The sequence below is a fragment of the Streptomyces sp. NPDC002306 genome, assembly GCF_053593435.1.
The window spans coordinates 393,473-413,754 of the sequence record NZ_JBSFCK010000003.1; the positions used below are offsets into that span (position 1 = coordinate 393,473).

The window sequence follows — 20,282 nt, forward strand, 5'->3', positions numbered from 1 at the left end:
GGAGCCAGAGTCGCAGTTGGGAGGGGCGCGTTCGCTCCAACACCCCCTCCCGATCAGTCTTCTGGCGGCTATCGTGGAGGGGATCCGTTGTCCGGATCACGGCCCAGGAAGCGACCGGGGGGAAACACCGTGGCGCTGAAGCACGAGCCGACCGCGCCGTACCACTCGGCTCAGGACGCCCTGCGCGTCCTGGAGACGGTGGCACGGCATTCCAGCGGTGTCACCGACACCCTGCTCGCCCGCGAGACCGGCCTGGGCACGGAGCGACTGACCGCGCTCCTGCTCATGCTGCGCCGCGAGGGGTACGTCGAGCAGATCTCCGACGGGGCGTACGTCACCGGCCACGCCCTGGCCCGGCTGGGCTCCGCCCACGACCGCGAGCAGGCCCTGCGCGACAAGCTCCAGCACACCCTGAACCGGCTGCGCGACTCCGTCGGCGCCGCCGTCTACATCAGCCGGTACGTCGACGGCGAGGTCAAGGTCACCCAGTACGCGGACGGCCCCACGACCCCCGCGGTCAACGAATGGGTCGACTTCCGCTTCTCCGCGCACGCCACCGCGGTCGGCAAGAGCCTGCTCGGTCAGCTCGACCACAACGGCCGGCGCGACCACCTCTCCCGGCACAAGATGGCCCGCCTCACCTCGCGCACCATCACCAGCGACAAGCTCCTGCTCTCCCGCCTGGAGGCGCAGCCGCCCACGGTGCCGGTCCTCGACCTCCAGGAGTACGCGATCGGCACGGTCTGCGCGGCCGTCCCGATCACGGCCGGTTCGTCGGTGGGCTGCCTCGCGGTCTCCCTCCCGCTGGAGCACGCGCACCGGCTCCGGCAGGCGGCCGACGCGCTGAACCGGAACGCGGCGCCCGTGCTGCTGTCGCTGGCGATCTGAGCCGGGGCCCGGGCGGGGCGGCCCGTCCGTGGTCACGGGCATGCCGCGGACCATGTAATATTTTCCTCGTCGTCGCCCGCCGAGCGCGGACGACGGGAGTCATGCGCCGCTAGCTCAGTTGGTTAGAGCAGCTGACTCTTAATCAGCGGGTCCGGGGTTCGAGTCCCTGGCGGCGCACAGATGAGGAGCCCCTCGCGACAGCGGGGGGCTCCTTCGCGATCAGCTCCTCCCGCCCCCGCGCCCGGTACTGCGCCACCAGATCGGCCAGGTCCGCGGCGTCCAGCCTGCGGTACGCGGCCGCCCCGGGCGGACGCCACCACACCGGGTCGGCGCACCGGAACCCCTCCCGTCGCAGCCCCACCCGATGGATCTTGTTCGTGGCGGTCACCGGCATCCGCTCCACCACCCGGACGAACCGCGGCGCCATCTTCGTCCCCAGGTCCGGCTGGTCCAGCAGGAACTCCGCGAAGCCCAGCGGGTCGAAGTCACCGGCGAGGGCCGCCATCACCTGGTCCCCGGCGACCGGATCCGGGACCGCGTAGACCGCGACGGCCGCGGCACCCTCGTAGCGGGCGAGGATGTTCTCGATCAGGGCGGCGGCGAGGTTCTCGCTGTCGACGCGCAGCCGGTCGTCGGCCCGCCCGGCGAAGTAGAGGAAGCCGTCCCGGTCCCGGTAGAAGAGGTCGCCGGTCCAGTACCAGCCGCCCCCTCGGCGCCGCTCGCGGTCCGCCTCGGGGTTGCGCCAGTAGCCCTCGAAGGGGTTCGGCCCGCGGTTGACCAGCTCCCCGATCGCCTCGTCCCCGTTGAGCAGCCGGCCGCCCGGGCCGAAGACGGCCGGCGGGCACTGCGCGCGCGTCGCCGGGTCGAGGACGACGAGATCGCCCCCGCGCGCGGCGCGGCCCACCGCCCCCGTCGGGGTGCCCGGCGTCCACTGGACCGCCGCCCCGCCCTCCGACGAGCCGTACCCCTCCACCAGCGGCACCCCGAACCGGCGCTCGAAGGCCGCCGCGTCCACCGCCCCCGCCTCGGTGCCGAAGCCCAGCCGCAGCGGGTGGTCCCGGTCGTCGGGGCGCGCCTCGGTGGCGAGAAGGTACTGCACGGCTCGTCCCACGTACGTGAAGTACGTCGCCCGGTAGCGCCGGACGTCCGTCAGGAACCCCGACGCCGAGAAGCGCCGCCGCAGCGCGACCCCCGCCCCGGCCGCCAGCGCGGGCGCCCAGTCGGCGATCACCGCGTTGCCGTGGAACATCGGCATGCAGACGTAGTGCACGTCGTCCGGGCGGACGTGGAAGTGGTCCGCCAGCGAGCGCCCGGCGGCGGCCAGCCGCCCCTGGGAGCGGATCGCGGCCTTGGGCGCGCCGGTCGAGCCGGAGGTGAAGCAGAGCAGCACCCGGTCGGCCGGGGTGGCCCGGGAGGCGTCGGGCCGGGCGTCCGCGTAGGGGGCGAGCAGGTCGGCGTAGGCCTCGCCGTCGGTCACCAGCAGGCGCACACCGGGGAGTTCGAGACCGTCGAGGAGAGGCAGGTGGGCCCGCTCGGTGACCAGGACCGGGCACTCGGTGTGCCGGATGTCGCGGGCCAGTTCGGGCCCCCGGCGGGTGGGGTTGACGCCGGCGACGGCCGCTCCGGCCAGGGCGGCCGCGCCCAGCCACAGCGGGAACTCCGGGGTGTTGTCGAGCAGGACGCCCACGTGCGGCGCGGCGCCCGGCGGGAGCAGCTCGGCCAGCAGCGCCGCACGGGCCGCCGCCCCGGCCGCCACCTCGTGGTGGGTCAGCACCCGCTCCTCGAACCACAGCCCCGGCCGGTGGTCGCCCCACCGCGCCGCTACGAGTTCGGCGACCGTGCCCTTAGCGGACTCCATGGCCGCGCACAGTAGTTGACGTGTCGTCAGAAAGGGAGTGCCGTGCGGCGGGAAGCTCCCGAGGCCCGCCCTAGAAGCCGACGTCGCCCACCGAGGCGGCGGCGTGGGTGTACGTCACCATGAAGGCGATGCAGAACCCGACGACCACGCCGAGGAGCACGAGCGTGCTGAGGGTGGACGCCGCCTGCTTGGCCCGGCGCGGAGCGAGGGCCGTGGCGATCACCTCGCGACGCCCCTCCTTGTAGTGCACGGTGATGAAGTCGCCCTCGACGACGGTGACCGGCCCGTCCTCCTCCTCGAAGCGGACGGTGCGGCCGTCGCGCGCGGTGAACTCGTACACGTGATGCAGGATCGTGCGCACGGGGCTGTCGTTGCCTCCGCCGCGCACCGTGGTGAAGGCTCGCAGGCAGCGCGCCTCCGCGGTCAGTCCGCCGTTCCAGGCCGCGCGCAGCCGGAACGTGCGGCGCAGCACGCGGTACGCGGCGAAGAAGGTCACAGCCATGATCAGGCCGGGTACGGCGTAGAACATCACGTCCATGGGATCCCCCGATCTCCGGAACGCCCTGCCCTCGGCGGGGCGTGCCAGGAACCTACCCCCGGCCCACGCCGGTGCGCCTCAAGGGACGCTCAGAACTCGTCGAGGGAACCCGGGTGCGCCGGAACCATGACTCCGTCGCACCCGGACCCTGCCCGTGGGGGGATCAGAAGGTGACGTCGGAGCAGGCGTAGAACGCGTTGGTCGTGTCCGCTATCGTCCACACCGCGACGATGACGTGGTGACCGCTCAGCCCGGACGGCAGCGTGCCGCTGTGGGAGAGCGTGGACGGCGGACGCTGGCCGTTGTAGGGCACCGTCAGGAACGGTGTGGTGTTGAGGTCGGAGCGGGCCAGGTTGTGGTTCTGGTTCCAGCCCGCCTTGGTGACGTAGTACTTGAAGTCGGTCGTGGCGTGCATGGCGGTGAACTGCCAGCGGAAGGTGTAGCTCTGTCCGCCCGTCACCCGGGTGGTCGGCCAGGCTCCGCCCGACGGGGTCTTCGGGCTGTCGAGCTGGGCGAACCGCGTGTTGTTGCCGGAGCAGATCCGGCCGTCGGCCGGGCCCGCGGCCGGGAAGCCCTTGAGGCCTTCGACGCTCTGCGGCTCCCACTGGATGTCGCCGCAGTTGGTCACCGTGCCGTTCTGGCACAGCTTCTGCCTGCTGATGGGCAGGTCGGTGTAGCCGTGGCTGCTGGCACCACCGGACGAGAGCACGATGGCTCCGGTGGTGGCGAGGCCCACCACGGCGGCATACCACTTGGTCTTTCTGCGCATGCTGCCGCTCCTGGAGAACGTGGGGGAAGTTCACTGAGCCGTGCAGGTCTAGACCAAGTCCCAGATTATTGCGGCTTCTTGAACATGTCCATACCAATCACGGGGCCGCTTCCCCTCGGCCCGCGCAGAACGCCACCGTCAGGTCCTTCACCAACGCCTTGCGCTCGTAGTCGTCCAGTTCGACCAGTCCGCGCATGGTGAGCCGGGTCACCGTGTCCTCCACCGAGTCGACGACCGAGGTGAGCACACTCGCCCGGTGCTGCGCGTCCAGGGCGGCGATCCGGCGGCGGTGCATCGCGGCGGCGACCTCCGGCGCGTACTCCACCCGCACCGGCTGGACCGAGAACACCTCCAGCCCGACCGGCCCCGCGTCCTGCGCCACCCGGCGGGTCAGCGCGTCGGTGGCCGCCTCCATCGAGCCCCGCGCCGCGCCCGGCGTCTCCACCGCCACCCGGGCCAGCGCCGCCTCCACGCACTCGCGCAGATAGGTCTCGTGGTCCTCGACCGCGAGCGTGGCCCGCGCGGTGTCCCGCACCCGCCACACCACCAGCACCACCGCCCGCAGCGCTACCCCGTTGCCGTCGGCGGCCGGCATCGGCTCGCTGCGCCAGTGCCGCAGCCGCACGTCGACCCGGCGGCGCAGCAGCAGCGGGTTGACCCACAGCAGGCCGGTACGCCGGACGGTGCCCCGGTAGCGGCCGAACAGGTCGAGCACCCAGGCCCGGCCGGTCCGGCCCCGGGCCAGGCCGCCGAACCCGAACAGCCCGAGCGCCCCGGCCCCGGCGTAGGCCGCCCACTGCACCGGGCCGAGCCCGGCCGCCGCCGACGCCGGCAGCCGCAGCGCCTGCGCCGCCAGTGGTGGCAGCAGACCCGCCCACCAGGAGGTGGCCGCGCACCCGGCCAGCCCGCAGGCCCCGGCGAGCAGGCCCACCGCGCCGGGCAGCACCCTGCCGGACCGCTCCACCAGATCGGGGTCGACCTGGGGCACCGGGCGTGCCTTCACCGGCCCCGGGCGCCGGAACCGCGGCTGTTCGCCGGTGCCCTGCCTGCGCCCCACGACCGCGGGTGCGAGCGGCACGGACACCGGGTCGGCCTCGTCCCGGAACAACAGATGAATGGGGATCTCGGTGGTCACCTCGTTCTGGATGAGCCGGGTCGGCCGGGCCTGTCCCTCGGCCGGCCCAGGTCCTTCGGACTCGGGCGTCTGTGACGTGGTCGTACTGCTCATGCGTGCCTCCAGCCTCCGCGCCAGATGCGTCACAACAGTGGGCGAGTAGTGGGTCTGCGAGTGGTTGCCGGTCCGCGGCGAGGGGAAACCGGTCCGCCGGACGCCATCGGCCGGATGCCGCCCGCCGGATGACGTCCGCCGGTGGTCTACGAGAAGAGCCGGCGCCAGGTCTCCGGCCCCGGGTAGCCGTCCGCCGCGCCGCCCCGCCAGCCCTGGGAGCGCTGGAACGCCTCGACGGCGCGCCGGTCCGCCTCGCCCCAGCGCGGCCCCGGCCCGGTCGTGTAGGAGCTGCCGAACCCCTTCTTCACCAGCTGCCGGCCGAGCAGGGTGACATACGAGTTGTCCGCGCCGGGCCGGAACTTGTCCCGGCCCGGGTAGGCCGGGGGCTGGGCGGACGGCGCGGCCGGGTCCGCCGTCTTGCCCCCGATGTCCCGGCCCGCGCCGGTGGCCAGCAGTTCCCAGGTGCGCGGGCCCGGCAGTCCGTCCGCCGCCGCGCCGGTCCAGCCCTGGGCCCGCTGGAACGCCTCGGTGGCCTTGCGGTCCGCGTCGGACCAGCGGGGACCGGGACCCGAGGTGTAGTAGGCGCCGGCGCCCCGGCTGACCAGCATCTGGCCCAACAGGGTGACGTACTTGTTGTCCGCGCCCGGCCCGAAGTACGCCGCTCCCGGGTACGGGGTCGCGGTCCCGGCCGGTTTTACGCCACCCGTGTCCGGCTTCGCGCCCGCCGTGTCCGCCGCGAGCCCCTTGTACCGGTAGGCGAGGTACTTCTCCGAGTGGCTCCAGTAGGCGTACGGGGTGGACTGGCGGCGGGCGTGCGGGGGCGTCTGTTCATAGGCGCTGTAGTAGGTGTGCGTGTAGTCCGTCCAGCCGCCGAAGATGACGACGTGCGAGCCTTTCTGCGGGTCCGCCGGATTGTGGAACAGCAGAATGTCCCCGGGCTGGATCTCCTCCTTGGTGATGCGTTCCCCGTACTGGTTGAGGCTGCCCGTCCATTCGTTCCCCGGCAGCTTCCAGGCCATGGAGACGAAGCCCGAGCAGTCCTGCCGGTATCCGTCGGACCAGTAGGCCACCATGCTGTACGGCACGGCCGCGTCGATCCATTTCTTCGCCCGGTTGATGATCTCCGTGCGGGTGGTCGCGGGGGTCTTGACCGAGCCGGTCGGCTTGGCCGGCCGCCCGCCCGGGCCGTGCAGCGGGGCCTTGCCTCCCTGGGGGGTGTCGGGCTCGTCACCTGCGGGAACACCCGGGCGTTCGGGCGCGTACGGGGCGGCGAGAGCGGGTGTGGTGGCCGCCGCACCGAGCGCGGCGGACGCGGCGGCGGCCACGACCAGGGCCCGGTGGGCGGCCGGGTGGCCGGTGGTGCGGCCGGCGGAGTGCGGCAGGACACGGCGCCAGTGGACGCATCCCGGGCAGTCGCAGTCGCTCGCGGGATCGAATTCCTCGAATACCGGAGTCTCCATGCGATTCCCCTCACACTCCAGATGGAAATGCCCGCGCGTGATCACGTCGCCAGTTTCCCAACTGTCTTCCGGGTGCGCATGTTGACGGTCCGAATGATGTACGGCGACCGGGCGACGGGACCGGACGGAGCGGAAAGCGGCCACGAGGGGGCCGGGAGGTGGTCGCGCGGCGGTCCGGAGCACCTCCGCAGGTCATGTAGAGTTAACGACGTCAGCACGCGCCGCTAGCTCAGTTGGTTAGAGCAGCTGACTCTTAATCAGCGGGTCCGGGGTTCGAGTCCCTGGCGGCGCACAGACGGAGGAAGCCCCTCGCAGCAGCGAGGGGCTTTTTCGTTGTTTGGCCGGATACCCTCTGGCCATGGCAGCCCGAGACCTACAGGAGCGGATCAAGAAGCTCATCATCGACGGTCGGCTGCCCTCCGGGGCGCCGCTGCCGACCGAGCCCGAGCTGATGGAGTTCCTCGGCGCGAGCCGGAACTCGGTGCGCGAGGCGCTGAAGGCGCTCCAGGCGATGGGCATCGTCGAGATCCGGCACGGCTTCGGCACGTACGTCGGACCCATGTCCCTCGCGCCCATGATCGAAGGCCTCGCCTTCCGCACGGTCGCCGGACACTACCGGGGCGAGGACAGCCTGCTCCAGCTGCTGGAGCTGCGCGAGGCGGTGGAGACGGGACTGGTCTCCCGGCTCGCGGGCCGGATCCCCGAGTCCGACCTCGCCGAACTGGACGCCCTCGTCGACCGCATGGAAGCGGAGGCCGAACGGGGCGCCGGCCTCGCCGAGACCGACCGGGCCTTTCACGCCACCCTCTACCGGGGACTCGGGAACGCGCTGTTGCGCGAGGTGCTGGAGGCCTTCTGGGACGCCTTCCACCGGGTCCGCACCGATCTGGCGGACGTTCCGCAGGATCCGCTGGTCACCTGCCGTCAGCACCGGGACATCGTGCGGGCGGTGCGTTCCGGTGACGCTGTTCGAGCGGAAGAGTCCATAAGAGATCACTTCGGCAATATTCGCGCACGACTGTCCACAACTGACCCACAACTCCCCCACAGCCGCCACAATGAACGCGTATGACCGGTAAACACCGCGTTTCGCATCTTGCGATCATGCCGAGCACCGTAGAACCCTGTTTCCCAAGATGCTGCCCATTGGCGGCACTTGGGGGGCAAGAAGCCGGTTGCGGCCGATGCGGGGAGAGGGGCCCCGTTCCTGGAGGCGTGCCGAGGGGGGCAAGCCTGCGACCGGAAGGGCGCAGTTCCCTGTTCATGAGTTGTGCGGTAGCTGTGCCCCGTCACTGAAGCGCCTGTGCAGGCCGAGGGGGGTCGCGCGGGCGCAGGGAACCGACAGACACGCGGTCGCCCGCGTGTGGGGGGATGACTCATGACGTCGACGCCGATGGGCGCCCGGCAGCACTTCGACCCGTCACAGACCACGCAGCTCCGAACACCTTCGCACTCGACCGGCCAGTTCCGCCGGATAAAGAAGACACTTCCGAGATACGACTACGAGCACTACAGCCGACTGGCGGGGCCCCTCACGCAGCCCGACCCGAACCGGCCGTACAAGGTGCAGTACCGCTCGCTGCTCTCGCAGGAGCCGCACCGGATCCGGGCCGCCCTCATGCTGGGCGCCGCCCCACTGCTGTCGCTGATCCTGCTGGCCTGGCTGCTGCGGCCGGAGCACTGGACCTCGCGCGACTACCCCGCCTTCTCCTGGCTGCCCGCGCTCGACATCGTCATGCTCGTCTCGATCGGTCTGATCGAGTTCTTCCGCTGCATGAACGTGCTGTCGAACGCGCACGCCACACTGGTCGCCCGCGACCCGATCCCGGTCGTGCCCGAGACCGGCACCAGAGTCGCCTTCCTGACCTCCTTCGTCCCCGGCAAGGAGCCGCTGGAGATGGTGACCAGGACCCTGGAGGCCGCCGTCCGGCTGCGCCACCGGGGTCTGCTGCATGTCTGGCTCCTCGACGAGGGCGACGACCCCGAGGTCAAGGCGGTCTGCGCCCGGCTCGGCGTGCACCACTTCTCCCGCAAGGGCGTCGAGAAGTGGAACCGGCCCAAGGGCGCGCACCGGGCCAGGACCAAGCACGGCAACTACAACGCCTGGCTGGAGGCGCACGGCGACGCGTACGAGTTCTTCGCCTCCGTCGACACCGACCACGTGCCGCTGCCGAACTACCTGGAGCGCATGCTCGGCTTCTTCCGCGACCCGGACGTCGGCTTCGTCATCGGCCCACAGGTGTACGGCAACTACGACACGTTCGTCACCAAGGCCGCCGAGTCCCAGCAGTTCCTCTTCCACGCGCTGATCCAGCGCGCCGGCAACTTCTACGGCGCGCCGATGTTCGTCGGCACCTCCAACGCCGTACGCATCAAGGCGCTGAAGCAGATCGGCGGCCTGTACGACTCGATCACCGAGGACATGGCGACCGGCTTCGAGATCCACCGGCACCGCAACCCGGCCACCGGCCACAAGTGGCGGTCGGTCTACACGCCCGACGTGCTCGCGGTCGGCGAGGGCCCGAACGCCTGGACGGACTTCTTCACCCAGCAGCTGCGCTGGTCCCGGGGCACCTACGAGACCATCCTCAAGCAGTACTGGAAGGGCTTCTTCTCGCTGCCGCCGGGCAAGCTCTTCAACTACACGATGATGATCATCTTCTATCCGATGTCGGCCCTCAACTGGATCCTCGCGGCCCTGAGCTGCGCGCTCTTCCTGGGCCTGGGCGCCTCGGGCGTGAACATCGACCCCACCGTGTGGCTCATGCTCTACGGCAACGCCTCCGCGCTCCAGATCGGCCTGTACATCTGGAACCGGCGGCACAACGTCTCCCCGCACGAGCCGGAGGGTTCGGGCGGAGTCGCCGGCATGGTGATGTCGGCGCTGTCCGCGCCGGTCTACGCCCGCTCGCTGATGGACACGGTGCTGCGCCGCCGCAGCAGGTTCGTGGTGACGCCCAAGGGCGACTCGGCCAGCCCGGACACCCTGTTCGGCACGTTCCGCATCCACCTGTTCTTCATCCTGGTCTTCGCCGGGTCGATCACCGCCGGTTTCCTCCAGGGGCACTCCCACCCCGCGATGCTCGTCTGGGCGTCGTTCGCCCTGCTGATCACCGCATCGCCGATCTTCGCCTGGCGCTACACGCTCCGGCAGACGCGGAAGCGGACCGCCGGGGCGGCCCCGGAGCCGCGGGACGCGGTCCCGGCGCCGGCGCCGGCCCCGGCCGTCGCGCCGGTGCCCGCGCCGTACGCGGCACACGGTCCGGCGCCCCGGCCGACCTGGGCCGCCTCGAACACGAGCGGCGACCAGACCATGCAGATCGCCCTGGGCGGGCTGGGGGGACGTAAGGAATGAGCGAGGGAGCCGGCCGCCGGCGCGCACGCCGACTCGCGATAGGTACGGCGGTGGTCCTCGCCCTGGCCGGGATGAACGGCCCCTGGGTGTACCGCGTCGGAACCGAGAAATATCACGAGTACGCGATCAACAGACCGGAGTACAAGGCCGACCACGGCCGCTGGCAGATCGTGGAGTTCCCCGAGGAGTACCGCCAGAACACCATCCACGCGGTCCTCCTGCACACCGGAAAGGTCCTGCTCGTGGCGGGATCGGGCAACAACCAGGACAACTTCGACGCCAAGAGGTTCGACAGCCGGATCTGGGACCCGGTCAAGGGCACCGTCAAGAAGGTGCCCACTCCGAGCGACCTCTTCTGCACGGGCCACACCCAGCTCGCCGACGGCAACATCCTCATCGCGGGCGGCACCAAGCGCTACGAGAAGCTGAAGGGTGACGTCACCAAGGCCGGCGGCCTGATGATCGTCCACAACGAGAACCCCGACCGGCCGATCACGCTGCCCGCGGGCACGAAGTTCACCGGCAAGGAGAACGGCAGGACCTTCGTCTCCAAGGACCCGGTGCTCGTGCCGCGCGCCAAGAAGGTCTTCGACCCGGGGACCGGGAAGTTCCTGCGCAACGACCCCGGCCTGGGCCGGATCTACGTGGAGGCGCAGAAGAGCGGGGCCCGGTACCAGACGGGCACCCAGGACAATTACGGCATCGAGGGGCTGGCGGGGGTCGACGCGCGCAACACCTACGGCATCGCGCAGAAGCTCGCCCTCGACAAGAAGGACTTCCAGGGGATCAGGGACGCCTACGAGTTCGACCCGGTCGCCGAGAGGTACATCAAGGTCGACCCGATGAACGAGGCCCGCTGGTACCCGACGCTCACCACCCTGAGCGACGGCAGGATCCTCAGCGTCTCCGGTCTCGACGACATCGGTCAGCTGGTCCCGGGCAAGAACGAGACCTTCGACCCGAAGACCAAGAAGTGGACCTACACGTCGACGATCCGTCAGTTCCCCACGTATCCCGCACTGTTCCTGATGCAGAACGGCAAGATCTTCTACTCGGGGTCCAACGCGGGCTACGGACCGGACAACGTGGGCCGTGACCCGGGCATCTGGGACGTGGCCACCAACGCGTTCGTCAAGCTGCCCGGACTGAGCGACGCCGACCGGCTGGAGACGTCCGGGACGGTGCTGCTGCCGCCCGCGCAGAACGAGACGTACATGGTGATCGGCGGCGGCGGGGTCGGCGAGTCCAAGCTGTCCAGCAACAGGACGCGGCTGATCGACCTGAAGGACGCGGCCCCCGCGTTCGTGGACGGGCCGACGCTGGAGAAGGGCACCCGGTACGCGCAGGCCTCCGTCCTGCCCGACGACACCGTGCTGGTGTCGGGCGGCTCGCAGGACTACCGGGGCCGCGGTGACTCCGACATCCTCCAGGCGCGGATCTACCACCCGGACAGCAACACCTTCACCCGGGTCGCCGACCCGCTGGTGGGCCGCAACTACCACTCGGGGTCGATCCTGCTGCCCGACGGGCGGGTGATGTTCTTCGGCTCGGACCCGCTGTACGGCGACCGGGCCAACACCAAGCCGGGGACGTTCGAGCAGCGCATCGAGATCTACACGCCGCCGTACCTCTACCGGGACTCGCGGCCGTCGCTGTCCGGGGGCCCGCGGACCGTCGCGCGCGGCGGCACGGCCGCGTTCACCTCGCAGCACGCCGCGTCGATCAGGAAGGTACGGCTGATCCGGCCGAGCGCGTCGACGCACGTCACGGACGTCGACCAGCGGTCGATCGCGCTGGACTTCACGACGTCCGGGGACGGGATCACGGTGACCGTGCCGAAGAACGGGAACCTCGTCCAGCCGGGGTGGTACATGCTGTTCGTGGACGACGACCAGGGGACGCCCAGCGAGGCGCAGTGGGTCAACGTGCGGTAGCGCTGCGCCGGCGGGGCGTTGTCGGGTGGGCCGGCGGGGCGTATTGGGGTGCGCTGGCGGGGTGTTGTTGGGTGCGGGTGCGTCGTGGCTTGTCGCGCAGTTCCCCGCGCCCCTCAAAGACGTGCAGGTCCCCGCACCCCTGGGGTGGGACGCGGGGGTGGGTTACCTGGAGGCTTTGGCCAGGTTCAGGGCGTAGGACGGCCACCACTGGCCGGCCTTCGGGCCGCCCTTGCACTCGCCGTCCGACTCTCCCGGCCGTTTGACCCAGAGGTAGGCGTCGACCAACGGGTCCGCCGTACGGGTCGTCGGGGTTTCGCCCAGTGCCCGGCCCGGCGGGTTGCACCAGCGCTCGTCCGGATCGCCGCCCGTGTACGGCCCGTTGCCGTTGCGGCTGGTGTCGATGACGAAGTGCTTGTCACCGACCTTCGCCGACAGCTCCTTGCCGTAGGCGAGGGACTCCTGGGTGGAGTAGAAGTTGGAGACGTTCACGGCGAAGCCGTCGGCCCCGTCGACGCCCGCCGACCGCAACGGCTCGACCACCTGGCCGGGGTGGCCCCAGCCGGCGTTGCCCGCGTCGAGGTAGACCTTGGTCTGCTTCAGGGACGTCAGAGCGCCGACCGCGCCCTTGAGGAGGTCGTAGCGCTCCTCGTGGAACTCGTCCGGGGTGCAGCCGTCCACCAGGTGCAGGAGGGCGTCCGGCTCCAGGACCACCGTGGCGGGACGGTCCCCGATGCCCTTGGCCACGCCGTCGATCCAGGCCCGGTAGGCGTCGCCGTCGGGGGCGCCGCCCTGTGAGTACTGCCCGCAGTCGCGGTGCGGGATGTTGTAGAGGACCAGGAGCGCCGTGCGGCCCGCCCGGCCGGCGGCCTCGGTGAAGCCGCGCGCCTCCTGTTCCGGGTTCTCCGGGCCGATCCACTCGCCGGTCGGCTGCTCGGCTATCTTGCGGATCTGCTCGGCCTCGTCGTCCTTCCCGGCCTTCGCGTAGGCCGCGAGCTGCTGTGCCGCGTTGCCGTCCGGGTTCACCCAGAACGGGTCGGTCCGCTCGGGCTGTTGCGTGACTCCGGCGCTCGTGCCACCGGGTCCGCCGTCGTCCCCGTCTCCGGAGGAGCATCCCGCGATGGCCAGCGCCGCCCCCAGCGCCACCGCGAAGATCCCACCCCGTACCGGAGACCGCGCCCCCCTCGTGCCGTACATCCAACTCCCCCTCGGGTGCACTGTTCTGCGCGGTTTTTCCCGGTCTCAATCCTGACATACGTCCCCGTACGCCCACGAGATCACGCGAGCTTGTCCGACAGCTGTTACAGGGCGCGGCGGCTGGGTAGGCGCGCGCCATCGGGAGGCTTCGGCGAGGAGGCCTGCCCAGCGGGAGGGAGTGCGCCGCCATGCGTGACACCACCAGGGAGATCCGGCTGGCGGCGGCGCTGGTGGAGGCGGCGGACACGCTCACCGACGGCTTCGACACCGCGCACTATCTCCAACGGGTCTGCGACCACTGCGCGGAGCTGCTGGAGGCGCGGGCCGCCGGGATCATGCTGATCGACGGCGGCGGAGCGGTGTCGCTGGCCGGCAGCAGCCGCCGCCAGGAGGTGGCTGTCGACCTGCTGCGGGCCCAACACGGCGGCGGCCCCTGCCTGGAGAGCTACGGCACCGGGCGGCCGGTACCGCCCCTGCGCGTCCGGGACGCCCACGCGGACGCGCGCTGGCCGGACTTCACCGCCGCCGCCCTCGGCCACGACATCGCCGTGACCTTCGCGGTCCCGCTGCGCCGCCGCGGCACACCGCTCGGCGCGCTCAACGTGTTCGGCTCCGTGGCGGCGGACGGCGCCGGGCACCTCCCGGTCGCCCAGTGCCTCGCCGACGCGGCCGCCGTCGGCGTGCAGAACCAGCGTATGTACGCGCAATACCGGTCGTTGTCCTCGCAGTTGCAGGCGGCCGCGTCCGGCCGGGGCCGGGTCGAGCGGGCCAAGGGGATGCTCGCCGAGCGCTGGGGCACCTCCGCGGACGCCGTGTTCGTGGCGTTGCGGCGGTACGCGCGCCGGCACCGGCTGCCCCTGGACGAGGTGGCCCGGGCGGTCACCGAAGGGCGCCTGGACGACGCCGAGTTGCGCGACCCGTCGTAGCGGCGCGGGCCACCTGCGGGGATGACGGAGAGCCACAAGTGAGGGACTTGGTGTCATACGCCCCCTAGGCCCCGGAGCACATCCGTTCTACAGTCGTCCCGGACGGCCCGAGCCGTGGCCGGCCGTGCCCCACCGGGGCCTCCGCAACCTCCCGCGTCGGTCGCCGGGTTACTCCCGCAGCCCGTGCGCACGCGGTCGAGGACAGGCCCGGTCGGCGGTCCCAAGGGGGAGCGGGCCGCCGACCGGGCCAGGTGACCTCATGGTCCGCCGCGCTCGGCTCGTGGAAGACGGCGCGCGGCTCAGCCCGTTCGGCGGCTCCGGCAGGCGCTGCGGAGCGTCACGGCGGTGGCGGCGACGCCCGCCAGGACCAGTCCGGTGACCGTGTCGGCGGTACCCGGGCCGTCCGCGTACGTGTAGGTGTCGACCGAGGCGAAGTGGGCGGTGCCCGCGACGGCCGGAGCGGCCGGGGAGGCGGCGGACGGTGCCGTCGCGCCATCGCCGGAGACGGTGACCGTGCCCTGCGCCTGGAAGTCGGCACAGGTGATCCGCACGTCGTACGAGCCGGGCTCGGCCGAGGTGCGGATCCGGGCCTCTCCGGCCATCGCGCCGTCGGCGCCGGCCAGCCGGGCGTCCGCGACGAACACCCGCGAGACGGCGGTGGCCGTCGTCCCTTCGCAGCCGCTGACCCGCAGCGCCACTTCGGCGCCGGGCGCGGGGGACGAGGGGGCCACGGAGACACCCCCTCCGTCCGCCGCGTACGCCGCCGGGGTCAGTGCCGCTGCCGCGACCGCGAATCCGGCGCAGAGAGTGACTTTCCATGAACCCATCGTGAAACCTCCTGGTACCTGGAGGCTCCCCCCGGCGACGCGGCCCCGCATCCGCTGCGGGGCCGCGTTGCTCCGTACGGGTTGTTCGCCCGGCCCCGGGGGTTTCAGATCCGCTCGACGAGATCCGCGATGGAATCCACGATCTCGGACGGCCGGTACGGGAAGTCCTCGACCTGTTCCGGCCGGGTCAGGCCGGTGAGCACCAGGAACGTCTGCATGCCGGCCTCCATGCCGGCCAGTACGTCGGTGTCCATGCGGTCGCCGATCATCGCGCTGGTCTCGGAGTGGGCGCCGATCGCGTTGAGCCCGGTGCGCATCATCAGCGGGTTGGGCTTGCCCGCGAAGTACGGCTTCCGGCCGGTCGCCTTGGTGATCAGCGCGGCCACGGCGCCGGTGGCGGGCAGCGGGCCCTCGGTGGAGGGGCCGGTCTCGTCCGGGTTGGTGCCGATGAAGCGGGCGCCGCCGAGGATCAGTCGCACGGCCTTCGTCATCGCCTCGAACGAATACGTCCGGGTCTCGCCGAGGACGACGTAGTCCGGCTCGTGGTCGGTGAGGATGTAGCCGATGTCGTGCAGCGCGGTGGTGAGGCCGGCCTCACCGATCACGTACGCCGTGCCGCCCGGCCGCTGGTCGTCCAGGAACTGGGCGGTGGCCAGCGCCGAGGTCCAGATGGACTCGACCGGCACGTCCAGGCCCATGCGCCGCAGCCGGGCGTGCAGGTCGCGCGGGGTGTAGATCGAGTTGTTGGTGAGGACGAGGAACGGCTTGCCGGACTCGCGGAGCTTCTTGAGGAAGGCGTCGGCGCCGGGGATCGGGACGCCCTCGTGGATGAGCACACCGTCCATGTCGGTGAGCCACGACTCGATGGGCCTGCGGTCTGCCATGTGCGGGATCTCCTGCCGTACGCGGTACGTGAGCCCCAGCCTAGACACAGGCCCGATCTTCGGGGAACGGCCGTCTCACCCCCGCGTTCAGCGCCGCCTGCGCACCAGCATCAGCACGCCACCGGCCGCCAGCAGGGCGAGGGTGGCGGCGAGGACGGCGCCCTGGACGCCGAGCCCGGTACCGGCGAGCTGGTCGGCGAAGGGGACATCTTCCTCGGGGGTGGGGGAGCCGGTGGGGGCGGTGCCGGGGACGGTGAGGGCGGTGCCGGTGGGCGTGGGGGTGGCGTGCGGGGAGGCATCGGGGCCGCGGGGGGTCGAGGGTGCGGAAGGGGAGTCGGGGGCGGGTGTGCGGCGGGAGGTGGGGGCGGCGGGCGTGGGGCCGGTGGTGGGAGCGGTGTGGGTGCCGGGGTCCCTGCCCGTGCCCGTGCCTGAGTCCGTACCCGCGTCCGTACCCGCGTCCGTATCCGTATCCGAGTCCGAGTCGGAGTCGGAGTCGGAATCGGAATCGGAATCGGAATCGGACTCCGCATCGGAGTCGGAGTCGGTCTCGGCCTCGATGCGGAAGCTGTAGGCGTTCGACTCGCCGACCCAGTCGCCGTCGTCCTCGTGGCGCTGGACCACGGCGGCGTTGACGGTGACCTGGTTGGGCGCGGCGTCCGAGGTGAGGGCGAGCCGGATCTTCACGGTGACGGTCGCGCGGGGGCCCACCGTGAAGCCGGGGAAGGTGTCGGCTCCGTTGTTCTCCGCACCGAAGGCACCGACGAGTTCGGCCTCGTCGGTCGTCTCGAAGGGGACGGGAAGGGGGCGCACACCGTCGTAGAACTCCAGGCGCGGCTGCGTCGGCTTCAGGGCGTGCTGCTGGTCGACCAGCACGACGACCGGATGGATGCCCGAGCAGGAGCGGTCGGTGGTGTTGGTGAGGTCCAGGTACCAGATGCCGTAGCCACCGCCGGCCTCGTAGGAGGCGGGGCCGCCGTGGATGCGGGTGGTGAGGGGGAAGGCGCTGTCACCGGCGGCGGCACAGGCCGGGCCGGTGTCTACGGGGGCCGCTAAGGCGGTCGCCGCGGACCCGGGAAGGAGGGCGGCGGCTGCCGCCAGGCAGAGGGAGGCGGGCGTGCACGGTCGCATGGTCAAGTGACCCTGCCGGGAGAAGACCGCCGAGAAGCGGCGCCTCGCCGACGCCGAGGGCGAGAGAACTCGAACGAGTGTGCAATTCCGTCCGATCGGCGCACCCCGGTTGCCACCCTGGGAAACGTCTGTCCCGGGACACGCCCGGCTCGGGAAACGTCCCCCCCTCGGAACCGTTCGGCTCGGGAATCGTCCCTCTGGGAACCGTCCGTCTCGGAAACCGTCCGTCGCGGAAACCGTCCGGCTCGGAAGGCGCCCCTTCAGGCGTGTCGCCCCTCAGGCACCGCCCCGCAGGCACCGCCCCTCAAATGTCGTCCCGTCCGAACAGCGGCCCCAGCAGCAGCTGCGCCGCGCCCTCCGCGACCGCCCGCGCCCCGCCCGGCGCCAGCCGTACCGGCACCGCGCCCTCGGCCGCGCCCTCGCGCCGGGCGCGCGCGTCGAGCACCTCCGCCACCCCGCGCACGAACCGCTCCGGCGCCGCGGCGACCGTACGCCCGCCGAGCAGCACCAGGTCGATGTCGAGCAGCCCCACCAGGTTCGCCGCGCCCGCGCCCAGCACCCGGGCCGCCTCCTCGACATCACCCCGCGCCACGGCGCCGAGGCACAGCGCCTCGACGCAGCCGCGGTCGCCGCAGGTGCACGGCGGCCCGTCGAGCTGGATGACCTGGTGCCCGAACTCCCCCGCCCCGGTCCGCGCACCCCGGTGCACACCACCGCCGACCACCAGCCCGGCGCCGAGTCCCGTACCGAGATGCAGATAGGCGAAGGAGCCGTCCTCACCGCCGACGGCCAGTCCGAGCGCCGCCGCGTTGGTGTCCTTGTCGACCACCACCGGTACGCCCCCGAGCCGCCCGGCGAGCGCGTCGCGCAGCGGGAAGCCGTCCCACTCGGGGAAGCCGGTGACGCGGTGCAGCACGCCGTGGGTGTGGTCGAGGGGCCCCGGCAGGGCCACGCCGACCCCGAGCAGGGACCCGGAACCCCGGTGCCCGGCCAGCAGTTCCGTCTCCCGCGCCACCGCCGCGACCACGGCATCGGCTCCCGCGCCCAGGTCCAGCGGCCCGCCCCGCTCCCCCACCACGCTCCCGGCGAGATCGACCAGGACGGCCCGCAGCTCGTCCCGGTCCAGATGCACGCCCACCGCGTACCCGGCCTCGGGCACCAGCCGCAGGACCGTGCGCGGCTTGCCACCGGTCGACGCGCGCCGGCCCGCCTCGGTCAGCAGGCCCTCCGCCCGCAGCCGGGCGGTGATCTTGCTGACGGCCTGCGGGGTCAGCCCGGTCCGCTCGGCGAGTTCGAGCCGGCTGATGCCGTCCGCGCCCGCGGTGCCCGCCGTGCGCAACAGGTCGAGGACCAGCGCGGTGTTGTGGCTGCGCACGGCGAGCAGGTTGGCCCCGGCCACCGCGCCCGTACCGGTCGCCCTGCCGTCGCCGCGGGCACCGCCGCCGTTGCCGCTCCTCGTCCTGTTCACCCGGCCATTCTCCCCCGCGCTTGCACTTTGGCAACAGCGTTGCGAAAGTGGGGGCCATGACTGGTACGACTGGTACTCCCCTCCGTGTGGGCCTGATCGGCTACGGCCTGGCCGGCTCCGTCTTCCACGCCCCCCTGATCGGCGCCACCGAGGGCCTGGTCCTCGACACCGTGGTCACCTCGAACCCCGAGCGGCGGGAGCAGGCCCGCGCGGAGTTCCCGGACGTCCGGGTCGCCGCCACGCCGGACGAGCTGTTCGATCGCGCCGACGACCTCGACCTGGTCGTCATCGCCTCCCCGAACAAGACGCACGTCCCGCTCGCCGCGACCGCGCTGAAGGCCGGTCTGCCGGTCGTGGTCGACAAGCCGGTCGCCGGCACGGCGGCCGAGGCGCGCGAGCTGGCGGCCCTCGCCGAGGAGCGCGGGCTGCTCCTCTCCGTCTTCCAGAACCGCCGCTGGGACAACGACTTCCTGACCCTGCGCAAGCTGGTCGCCGACGGCGAACTCGGCGACGTACAGCGCTTCGAATCGCGATTCGAGCGCTGGCGTCCGCAGCCCAAGGGCGGCTGGCGCGAGTCCGGCGACCCCGCAGAGATCGGAGGTCTCCTGTACGACCTCGGCAGCCATGTCGTCGACCAGGCGCTGGTCCTGTTCGGTCCCGTCACCCAGGTGTACGCGGAGGCGGACATCCGCCGGCCGGGCGCCGAGACGGACGACGACACCTTCATCGCCCTCACCCACGCCGGCGGCGTCCGCTCCCACCTCTACGTCTCCGCCACGACCGCCCAGCTCGGCCCGCGCTTCCGGGCCCTGGGCTCGCGGGCGGGCTACGTCAAGTACGGCCTGGACCCGCAGGAGGCGGAGCTGCGCGACGGGAAGCGGCCGGGCGCCGGCTGGGGCACGGAGCCCGAGGCGCTGTGGGGCCGTGTCGGTTCCGGGGAGTCCCCGCTGACCGGCGGCGGCAGCCCCGTACCGACCCTGCCCGGCGACTACCCCGCCTACTACGCGGCGGTGGCGAAGGCCCTCGCCGAGGGCGGCCCGAACCCGGTGACCGCCCTGGAGGCGGCCGCCGCCCTGGACGTCCTGGAGGCGGCCCGCCTCTCGGCCCGCGACGGTGTGACGGTGAGCCTGTGATGAGCGGACGCGAGATCACCCCGAGGTCCACCCCCGAGATCACCCCGAGCGTGGCGGAACTGGAGGCCCAGGAACGGCGGCTGGTCTTCCCCCGGTTCACCCACGACGACGCCTGGGCCCTCGGCTCGCTGCTGGTGGAACTGGCCCGGGAGCGTCAGGCCCCGGTCGCCGTCGACATCCACCGCGCGGGGCAGCAGCTCTTCCACGCGGCACTGCCGGGCTCCACCCCGGACAACGACGCGTGGATCGCCCGCAAGCGCCGGGTCGTCGAACGCTACGGCGCGGCGTCCTACCTCGTCGGCGCCCGGTTCCGGGCGAAGGGCACGACGTTCGAGGACTCCTCCCGCCTCGACCCCGACGCCTACGCGGCACACGGCGGTTCCTTCCCGATCAACGTCGAGGGGGCCGGCGTGGTCGGCTCGGTGACGGTGTCCGGGCTGCCGCAGCTGGAGGACCACCGGCTCGTGGTGGAGGCGCTGGAGCAGTTCCTGAGCGAGTAGTGACTGCCGCCGCGTGAGCAGTCGCCGCTCCTGAGCGGGCAGCCACTGCCGCCGAGTGAGCGGTGGCTGCTCCCGGGCGAATGGTCGCCGCTCCCGCGCGCGCAGCCCGTCCGCGGGATTACCGCGCGGCTCCCTCCGGTTGAGACCGACGTGCACGACGATCACGGCACGACACCCACCCGGAGGGAGCCG

17 protein-coding genes and 2 tRNA genes are annotated in these 20,282 nt (G+C 72.1%); 9 read left to right on the forward strand and 10 right to left on the reverse strand.

The window, feature by feature from the left end; all coding sequences use genetic code 11:
- Positions 1-129 precede the first annotated feature (129 nt).
- Both ACWCQK_RS09335 and ACWCQK_RS09340 read left to right on the forward strand, forming a co-directional pair.
- Entirely contained in the window at positions 130-888 is a 759-nt protein-coding gene (locus tag ACWCQK_RS09335; RefSeq protein WP_451153563.1) for an IclR family transcriptional regulator, read from the forward strand.
- Positions 889-991: 103 nt separating this feature from the next.
- A tRNA-Lys gene (locus tag ACWCQK_RS09340) sits at positions 992-1,065 on the forward strand.
- Here ACWCQK_RS09340 and ACWCQK_RS09345 read toward each other — a convergent pair.
- The 5 genes from ACWCQK_RS09345 to ACWCQK_RS09365 form a co-directional block, all read right to left on the reverse strand.
- Positions 1,031-2,746 carry an AMP-binding protein gene (locus tag ACWCQK_RS09345; RefSeq protein WP_451153565.1) on the reverse strand — a complete coding sequence of 572 codons (1,716 nt, stop codon included), beginning with the start codon at positions 2,744-2,746 and terminating at the stop codon, positions 1,031-1,033. The two genes, ACWCQK_RS09340 and ACWCQK_RS09345, sit on opposite strands and share 35 nt — an antisense overlap.
- Positions 2,747-2,816: 70 nt before the next feature.
- Positions 2,817-3,284: a hypothetical protein gene (locus ACWCQK_RS09350; protein ID WP_451153567.1), complete on the reverse strand. Its 468-nt coding sequence runs from the start codon at positions 3,282-3,284 to the stop codon at positions 2,817-2,819.
- Between the two features lie 163 nt (positions 3,285-3,447).
- The gene (locus tag ACWCQK_RS09355; protein ID WP_451153569.1) at positions 3,448-4,053 is read right to left on the reverse strand and encodes a lytic polysaccharide monooxygenase auxiliary activity family 9 protein; all 606 of its coding nucleotides are present in this window, start codon (positions 4,051-4,053) and stop codon (positions 3,448-3,450) included.
- Between the two features lie 97 nt (positions 4,054-4,150).
- Positions 4,151-5,281 carry an SPFH domain-containing protein gene (locus tag ACWCQK_RS09360; RefSeq protein WP_451153571.1) on the reverse strand — a complete coding sequence of 377 codons (1,131 nt, stop codon included), beginning with the start codon at positions 5,279-5,281 and terminating at the stop codon, positions 4,151-4,153.
- A gap of 146 nt (positions 5,282-5,427) precedes the next feature.
- Positions 5,428-6,741 carry a peptidoglycan-binding protein gene (locus ACWCQK_RS09365; RefSeq protein WP_451153573.1) on the reverse strand — a complete coding sequence of 438 codons (1,314 nt, stop codon included), beginning with the start codon at positions 6,739-6,741 and terminating at the stop codon, positions 5,428-5,430.
- A gap of 218 nt (positions 6,742-6,959) precedes the next feature.
- Between ACWCQK_RS09365 and ACWCQK_RS09370 the strand changes: the two genes are divergently transcribed.
- The 4 genes from ACWCQK_RS09370 to ACWCQK_RS09385 all read left to right on the forward strand — a co-directional run bounded on the left by ACWCQK_RS09370 (position 6,960) and on the right by ACWCQK_RS09385 (position 12,030).
- Positions 6,960-7,033: transfer RNA gene (locus ACWCQK_RS09370), tRNA-Lys, on the forward strand.
- A 66-nt stretch (positions 7,034-7,099) separates the two neighbouring features.
- Complete coding sequence (locus ACWCQK_RS09375; RefSeq protein ID WP_451153575.1) at positions 7,100-7,813, forward strand: FadR/GntR family transcriptional regulator; 714 nt, start codon at positions 7,100-7,102, stop codon at positions 7,811-7,813.
- Between the two features lie 306 nt (positions 7,814-8,119).
- Positions 8,120-10,096, forward strand: a complete 1,977-nt coding sequence (locus ACWCQK_RS09380; protein WP_451153577.1) for a glycosyltransferase family 2 protein — start codon at positions 8,120-8,122, stop codon at positions 10,094-10,096.
- Positions 10,093-12,030, forward strand: a complete 1,938-nt coding sequence (locus ACWCQK_RS09385; protein ID WP_451153579.1) for a galactose oxidase-like domain-containing protein — start codon at positions 10,093-10,095, stop codon at positions 12,028-12,030. Before ACWCQK_RS09380 ends, ACWCQK_RS09385 begins: the two co-directional genes overlap by 4 nt.
- Before the next feature lie 162 nt (positions 12,031-12,192).
- On the opposite strand, the gene ACWCQK_RS09390 is transcribed toward ACWCQK_RS09385, so the two are convergent.
- Positions 12,193-13,224 (reverse strand): glycoside hydrolase family 6 protein, encoded by a 1,032-nt coding sequence (locus tag ACWCQK_RS09390; protein WP_451153581.1) that lies wholly within the window; start codon positions 13,222-13,224, stop codon positions 12,193-12,195.
- Between the two features lie 188 nt (positions 13,225-13,412).
- On the opposite strand from ACWCQK_RS09390, the gene ACWCQK_RS09395 reads away from it, so the two are divergent.
- On the forward strand, positions 13,413-14,150 hold the full coding sequence (locus ACWCQK_RS09395) for an ANTAR domain-containing protein (protein ID WP_451153583.1): 738 nt from the start codon (positions 13,413-13,415) through the stop codon (positions 14,148-14,150).
- A 299-nt stretch (positions 14,151-14,449) separates the two neighbouring features.
- On the opposite strand, the gene ACWCQK_RS09400 is transcribed toward ACWCQK_RS09395, so the two are convergent.
- From ACWCQK_RS09400 to ACWCQK_RS09415, 4 genes are all read right to left on the reverse strand, one after another.
- Positions 14,450-14,977, reverse strand: coding sequence for a hypothetical protein (locus tag ACWCQK_RS09400; RefSeq protein WP_451153585.1), 528 nt, complete (start codon positions 14,975-14,977; stop codon positions 14,450-14,452).
- A 104-nt stretch (positions 14,978-15,081) separates the two neighbouring features.
- Positions 15,082-15,861 carry an HAD-IIA family hydrolase gene (locus tag ACWCQK_RS09405; protein ID WP_451153587.1) on the reverse strand — a complete coding sequence of 260 codons (780 nt, stop codon included), beginning with the start codon at positions 15,859-15,861 and terminating at the stop codon, positions 15,082-15,084.
- 87 nt (positions 15,862-15,948) lie between these two features.
- The gene (locus ACWCQK_RS09410; protein ID WP_451153589.1) at positions 15,949-16,989 is read right to left on the reverse strand and encodes a hypothetical protein; all 1,041 of its coding nucleotides are present in this window, start codon (positions 16,987-16,989) and stop codon (positions 15,949-15,951) included.
- A 304-nt stretch (positions 16,990-17,293) separates the two neighbouring features.
- The gene (locus tag ACWCQK_RS09415) at positions 17,294-18,457 is read right to left on the reverse strand and encodes an ROK family transcriptional regulator (protein ID WP_451153591.1); all 1,164 of its coding nucleotides are present in this window, start codon (positions 18,455-18,457) and stop codon (positions 17,294-17,296) included.
- Between the two features lie 56 nt (positions 18,458-18,513).
- Here ACWCQK_RS09415 and ACWCQK_RS09420 point away from each other — a divergent pair, with 56 nt between their 5' ends.
- Both ACWCQK_RS09420 and ACWCQK_RS09425 read left to right on the forward strand, forming a co-directional pair.
- Positions 18,514-19,590, forward strand: coding sequence for a Gfo/Idh/MocA family protein (locus tag ACWCQK_RS09420; RefSeq protein ID WP_451153593.1), 1,077 nt, complete (start codon positions 18,514-18,516; stop codon positions 19,588-19,590).
- A complete protein-coding gene (locus ACWCQK_RS09425) occupies positions 19,590-20,090 on the forward strand; it encodes a heme-degrading domain-containing protein (protein WP_451153595.1) in 501 nt (166 codons plus the stop codon). Before ACWCQK_RS09420 ends, ACWCQK_RS09425 begins: the two co-directional genes overlap by 1 nt.
- Positions 20,091-20,282: the final 192 nt, after the last annotated feature.

Coding starts and splice junctions, on each gene's coding strand:
- ACWCQK_RS09345 (WP_451153565.1), bottom strand. CDS start 2,746: ATGGAGTCCGCTAAGGGCACGGTCGCCGAACTCGTAGCGGCGCGGTGG.
- ACWCQK_RS09350 (WP_451153567.1), bottom strand. CDS start 3,284: ATGGACGTGATGTTCTACGCCGTACCCGGCCTGATCATGGCTGTGACC.
- ACWCQK_RS09355 (WP_451153569.1), bottom strand. CDS start 4,053: ATGCGCAGAAAGACCAAGTGGTATGCCGCCGTGGTGGGCCTCGCCACC.
- ACWCQK_RS09360 (WP_451153571.1), bottom strand. CDS start 5,281: ATGAGCAGTACGACCACGTCACAGACGCCCGAGTCCGAAGGACCTGGG.
- ACWCQK_RS09365 (WP_451153573.1), bottom strand. CDS start 6,741: ATGGAGACTCCGGTATTCGAGGAATTCGATCCCGCGAGCGACTGCGAC.
- ACWCQK_RS09375 (WP_451153575.1), top strand. CDS start 7,100: ATGGCAGCCCGAGACCTACAGGAGCGGATCAAGAAGCTCATCATCGAC.
- ACWCQK_RS09380 (WP_451153577.1), top strand. CDS start 8,120: ATGACGTCGACGCCGATGGGCGCCCGGCAGCACTTCGACCCGTCACAG.
- ACWCQK_RS09385 (WP_451153579.1), top strand. CDS start 10,093: ATGAGCGAGGGAGCCGGCCGCCGGCGCGCACGCCGACTCGCGATAGGT.
- ACWCQK_RS09390 (WP_451153581.1), bottom strand. CDS start 13,224: ATGTACGGCACGAGGGGGGCGCGGTCTCCGGTACGGGGTGGGATCTTC.
- ACWCQK_RS09395 (WP_451153583.1), top strand. CDS start 13,413: ATGCGTGACACCACCAGGGAGATCCGGCTGGCGGCGGCGCTGGTGGAG.
- ACWCQK_RS09400 (WP_451153585.1), bottom strand. CDS start 14,977: ATGGGTTCATGGAAAGTCACTCTCTGCGCCGGATTCGCGGTCGCGGCA.
- ACWCQK_RS09405 (WP_451153587.1), bottom strand. CDS start 15,861: ATGGCAGACCGCAGGCCCATCGAGTCGTGGCTCACCGACATGGACGGT.
- ACWCQK_RS09410 (WP_451153589.1), bottom strand. CDS start 16,989: ATGCGACCGTGCACGCCCGCCTCCCTCTGCCTGGCGGCAGCCGCCGCC.
- ACWCQK_RS09420 (WP_451153593.1), top strand. CDS start 18,514: ATGACTGGTACGACTGGTACTCCCCTCCGTGTGGGCCTGATCGGCTAC.
- ACWCQK_RS09425 (WP_451153595.1), top strand. CDS start 19,590: ATGAGCGGACGCGAGATCACCCCGAGGTCCACCCCCGAGATCACCCCG.